This is a genomic window from Nostoc sp. NOS(2021) (assembly GCF_017115025.1).
Taxonomy (GTDB): Bacteria; Cyanobacteriota; Cyanobacteriia; order Cyanobacteriales; family Nostocaceae; genus Nostoc.
Genome location: NZ_JABXKM010000316.1, coordinates 1 through 5,340 on the forward strand (window position 1 = coordinate 1; position 5,340 = coordinate 5,340).

Consider the following 5,340-nt stretch of genomic DNA (forward strand, 5'->3'; position numbering starts at 1 on the left):
TAGCGCAGCGTTAGCGAGTCTGCGAGCGTCATTTTGAATTTTGAATTCGGAGCGAAGCGACGTGACTGCTATCGTACCCAATATTCTGATTGGCATTAGAGACTACGATAACCCTGATGGTGTAAGCTCTCGGTAAAATGGGTGTGTCGGTAACGAAAAAAAGACGCCTCCATAACCAACCTTATGCTCACAACAGCTAACTTTCTTCAGTACACCCAATGGTCAGGTATCGCCACTTTGGTATTCGCTGTCCTCGCAGTTTTGGCTTTTATTCTCAAATGGGGCATCCGTTTTCGACTGGTGGGTACAACTGGCTTTATGCTGGTGCTAACTGCTGGTTTATTTGCACTCTCGATAGTCCCCTTGAGTCGGACTGTGATTCCCGGAGCAGTCCGGTACACTTTAGTTTATGACAATGGGTCAACACAAGCGGTGATTGCCACATCAACCCAAATTACACCCACACAATTAGAAGCAACTTTACGTCAAGCAGCTAGTAATCTGTTTTCTTATGGTCGCTCAGGTACACAGGAAGACGACAAGTTGACAGTTCGCGCCCGTACCATTATCCACCCGGAACCAGGGATTTCTGTACCAGTTTACTTGGGTGAGGTCAAGCGATCGCTCGTTTCTCATCAAAATTCCCCAATCACAGTCGAAATTTACACAGACAAATTCGCTCAATTGCCAAAACCTACTGCTTAAGAAGCAGGGGGACAGGGGGAATTATTGTACAAGTTTCTCCTTATCCCCTCTGCCTCATCCCAGAGAACAAAAATAATCTACTTTGTATCAGAATTGCATAATTTATTTTGTATTTACCGATACATTAATAGTTATTTTTAGATTAAGATATTCACACTTTCGTGATTCACTGTGGAAAAAGGTTAATCAACGTGCGAGTAATGGGTACTGACAGTTGTTGTCCTAATTACCACTGTTGCCATTTTCACAAGTTTTTGCAGCAAATGAATCGGCTGTGGGGGCGTACAGATAGATTGTACGCCCCTACGCACGTATCCATAGCTGGAACGACCATCGACACATTATTCAGTTCTCAATGACTTTTCTTGAGAATCTGAGAGTGGTAATGTTAATTATACGGTTATTCAAAACTTTGATAGTTCGGAATTTCAGGTCAATGGGCATCATAGATTCAAGCAACGTCGTCAAACTACTCAATCAGTCGGCAACAGGCTTTGTCTATTTCATTGCTTGGCTAAAATCCAGATGAGTCGGGTGTAAGGTTGGAGGCATTCTGAAACCAGCGTGGCAACAAGAATCCCTGATCACCAGTCTATTTGATTAAGAAATATCAAGGTTTTGGCAAACTAGATTATATGCCCAATAATTTTTCTACTCAACCTTCTTTGTCTACTCAAACCTCTAGTTCATTATTTACGCTCACAGTTGCCCCAGCAAAAGTAATCCGTGGTTCTGGGGTGTTGCAAACAGCCGCAGCAGAGATTGCCTGTTTGGGAAGTCGTCCCTTAATTGTGGCAGGTGAGTCTACTCTCGCCATCAGCCGAAAGAATTTGCAACCAGTTTTAGAAACGCAACAGTTACATACAGCCCAAGCTTCTTATGGTGCAGATTGCTGCGAAGCTAGCGTGAAATCTTTACAGAAAACGGCAAAAGAACATCAAGCTGATGTGATTATCGGTGTTGGTGGCGGCAAAGCCTTGGATACAGCGAAATTAGTCGCGCAGCAGTTACAGTTGCCAGTGGTGACAATTCCTACCTCAGCGGCTACCTGTGCAGCTTGGAGTGCCTTGTCGAATGTTTATTCCGAAGATGGGGCATTTCTCTACGATGTGGGGCTGTCTCGTTGTCCCGATTTATTGATACTCGATTATGACTTGATTAAAACTGCACCACAACGGACTTTAGTAGCTGGAATTGGTGATGCGATCGCTAAGTGGTATGAAGCCTCTGTTAGCAGTGGGCATTTGCAAGATACTTTAATTATTGCGGCGGTGCAACAAGCACGGGTTTTGCGAGATATCCTCTTGCAAAAGTCAGCCGCCGCCACCAAAGAACCAGGTAGTGAAGTTTGGCGAGAAGTCGTAGACGCTACTGTTTTATTAGCTGGGGTAGTTGGGGGACTTGGAGGGGCGCAGTGTCGCACAGTTGCTGCCCATGCGGTGCATAATGGTTTAACGCACATTTCGGGACATGGCAGTATTCATGGCGAAAAGGTTGCTTTTGGAATTTTGGTACAACTGCGTTTAGAAGAAATGCTCCAAGGCAATCAACTAGCCGCATCAGCACGGCAACAGTTGTTAAAGTTCTACGCAGAAATTGGACTACCCCAAAAATTAAGCGATTTGGGATTGGGCAACATCACATTAGGCGAATTGCAAACAGCCGCTGAAATTGCCCTAGTTCCTAATTCTGACATCCATCGACTACCATTTAAAGTCGCAGTGGAACAGTTGATGGCGGCAATGGTTTCTACCACTGCACCTATAGATAGTAGAGACACTACAAATCGAGTTTCGCCCAAGGGAATCAGTGACGAGGTTTTATGAGTTTAAATTGGATTGTCCCAGCAGAACGTATACAAAAACTACCACCTTATGTATTTGCCCGTTTAGATGAACTGAAAGCTAAAGCACGGGAACAAGGGTTAGATTTAATTGATTTGGGTATGGGAAACCCCGATGGTGCAACACCAGCACCAGTTGTAGAAGCGGCGATCGCTGCTTTAAAAGATCCCGCTAATCACGGTTATCCGCCTTTTGAGGGGACTGCTAGTTTCCGCCGTGCCATCACCAACTGGTATCATCGCCGTTATGGTGTGGTTCTTGATCCCGATAGCGAAGCTTTACCGCTACTGGGTTCTAAAGAAGGATTAACCCATTTAGCGATCGCCTACGTTAACCCTGGTGATTTAGTTCTGGTTCCTTCCCCAGCTTATCCCGCCCATTTTCGCGGCCCGGCGATCGCTGGTGGGAAAATCCACAGCTTGATTCTCAAACCCGAAAATGACTGGTTAATTGATTTAGCGGCGATTCCTGACGAGATTGCTAAACAAGCTAAAATTCTCTATTTCAATTATCCCAGCAATCCCACTGCTGCCACAGCACCCCGCGAATTCTTTGAAGAAATTGTCGCTTTCGCCCATAAATATGAAATTATGCTGGTGCATGACTTGTGTTATGCCGAGTTAGCTTTTGATGGTTATCAACCCACTAGCTTGTTAGAAATTCCTGGTGCCAAAGATATTGGTGTGGAATTTCACACCTTATCTAAAACCTACAATATGGCTGGTTGGCGCGTTGGGTTTGTGGTGGGTAATCGCCATATAATTCAAGGTTTGCGGACGCTGAAAACTAACTTAGATTACGGGATTTTTGCCGCCTTACAAACAGCAGCGGAAACAGCTTTACAACTCCCAGATGTGTATTTGCACGAGGTACAACAACGCTATCGTACCCGCCGCGATTTCCTGATTCAAGGATTAGGAGAGTTGGGTTGGGATATCCCCAAAACTAAAGCGACGATGTATCTTTGGGTGAAATGTCCCGTTGGCATGGGTTCCACAGATTTTGCCCTGAACGTGTTGCAGCAAACGGGCGTTGTGCTGACTCCAGGTAATGCCTTTGGGGTTGCAGGTGAGGGTTATGTCAGGATCAGTTTAATTGCCGACTGCGATCGCTTGGGTGAAGCTTTACATCGCTTCAAGCAAGCTGGTATCCGCTATCAGGCTGAAGCTGTAGTCTCTACTTGAGAAGCGATCGATCTCGTCAGTTGAGTAGAGTCAGGAAACCCAACATCACATGACTAAAATTTTTGCTGATGATGTTTGATTTCTCCAAGCCGCACACTCGTGACTTATAGTCATGAGTTAGGCGTTCCATATTTCTATATTTAGAATATGAGATTGTTGCGTATGATGGTAAAATTATTATAGCGAAATATCTGTTAGAGAAATGCAAAAAGCGTTTCAAGTTACATTAATTCCTAATCACAGTCAAGAAGTCTTAATTAACAAGACTATTGGTTGTGCAAGGTTTGTGTATAACCGCTTTCTGGCATTGAGAAGGGAGCTATATAGTACTGAGCAAAAAACCCTAAACTACAATGGTTGCAGTCAGCAGTTAACTTTACTCAAAAAAGAGATTGAATGGCTCAAAGAGGTAGATAAGTTTGCTCTCCAAAACTCGCTCAAGAATTTAGAAACAGCATATAAAAACTTCTTCTCTGACCTAAAAAAAGTCAAAGGTAAGAAAGGGGTCGGATTCCCTAAATTCAAAAAGAAGCATGGCTGCAAACAGTCCTATAAAACTAATCTTACCAATGGCAACATTCAGGTAAGAGAAAATCGTTTAAAACTTCCCAAGCTAGGATGGGTGAAGTTCCACAAATCCCAGGACATTAAAGGAACGCTTGTAAACGTTACAGTAACTCGCACATATAAAGGTAAATACATTGCTAGTATTCTGTGCGAAACAGAGATAGAAAAATACCCTCAAATCACTCAAAATATTGGGGTAGACCTGGGCATAAAATCTTATCTGGTTACTAGCAAGGGTGAAATTGTAGATAATCCCAAATATTATCGGACACAACAAAGGAAGCTACGCAAGGCACATAAAGAATTATCCCGCAGTGTTCATAGTAGTAGTAATAGAGTCAAAGCGAAAAACAAGCTGGCTCGTGTTTATGAAAAGATTACTAATCTCAGAGATGACTTTCTGCATAAGTTGTCAACTCGTTTAATCAAGGAAAACAGCATTATCTGTATAGAAGATTTGCGAGTTGCCAATATGGTGAAGAATCACAAATTAGCTTTGAGCCTAGCTGATGCTAGTTGGGCTAAGTTTGTCGCTATGCTAGAGTATAAAGCTAACTGGCATGACAGAATTGTGCAGAAAGTTGGTAGGTTTTATCCCTCATCTCAGACTTGTAATTCTTGTGGTTATGTTAACCCATTAGTTAAAGATTTAAAGTTGCGTGAATGGACTTGCCCTAGCTGTGGTAACTACAACTTGAGAGACGTTAACGCGAGTTTAAACATTTTGAGCGAGGGGTTGAGAATTTTAACAGCGAAAAGCTCTTGTATTAATACTGCTGGGGAGACCCCAACAGTAAGAGAGACTTTTCAAGACAGCAGCCGTCGGTGCGAGGGATGCTCTAAACGCCTGTGGAGAACTTGTAAGACCTGAATTACTTCAGGCAGAGATCGTTGAAGCAGGAATCACGCGACTTTAAGTCGTGTGAGGTTCAAATCATGTAAAAAAGTAAATAGAGTTAAAAATGATTGGTACTAATATTTACATCTGACTTTTCCCGTTAAGTTGTGAAAGGCTTACGGGTAAAGGATTTTAGAAACAG

General features: G+C 43.1%; 4 protein-coding genes. All 4 read left to right on the top strand.

The genetic code is table 11. The annotated features are described in order from the left end of the window. Positions 1 to 183 precede the first annotated feature (183 nt). The 4 genes from HWQ41_RS30855 (at position 184) to tnpB (ending at position 5,171) form a co-directional block, all read left to right on the top strand. Entirely contained in the window at positions 184 to 705 is a 522-nt protein-coding gene (locus HWQ41_RS30855) for a Ycf51 family protein (protein ID WP_292771527.1), read from the top strand. Between the two features lie 635 nt (positions 706 to 1,340). Further along, positions 1,341 to 2,531 (top strand): iron-containing alcohol dehydrogenase family protein, encoded by a 1,191-nt coding sequence (locus HWQ41_RS30860; protein ID WP_292771532.1) that lies wholly within the window; start codon positions 1,341 to 1,343, stop codon positions 2,529 to 2,531. Continuing rightward, positions 2,528 to 3,733 carry an aspartate aminotransferase gene (locus tag HWQ41_RS30865; RefSeq protein WP_292771528.1) on the top strand — a complete coding sequence of 402 codons (1,206 nt, stop codon included), beginning with the start codon at positions 2,528 to 2,530 and terminating at the stop codon, positions 3,731 to 3,733. Before HWQ41_RS30860 ends, HWQ41_RS30865 begins: the two co-directional genes overlap by 4 nt. Before the next feature lie 202 nt (positions 3,734 to 3,935). Then, positions 3,936 to 5,171, top strand: a complete 1,236-nt coding sequence (gene tnpB / locus HWQ41_RS30870) for an IS200/IS605 family element RNA-guided endonuclease TnpB (RefSeq protein WP_292771529.1) — start codon at positions 3,936 to 3,938, stop codon at positions 5,169 to 5,171. The last annotated feature ends 169 nt before the right edge of the window (positions 5,172 to 5,340 follow it).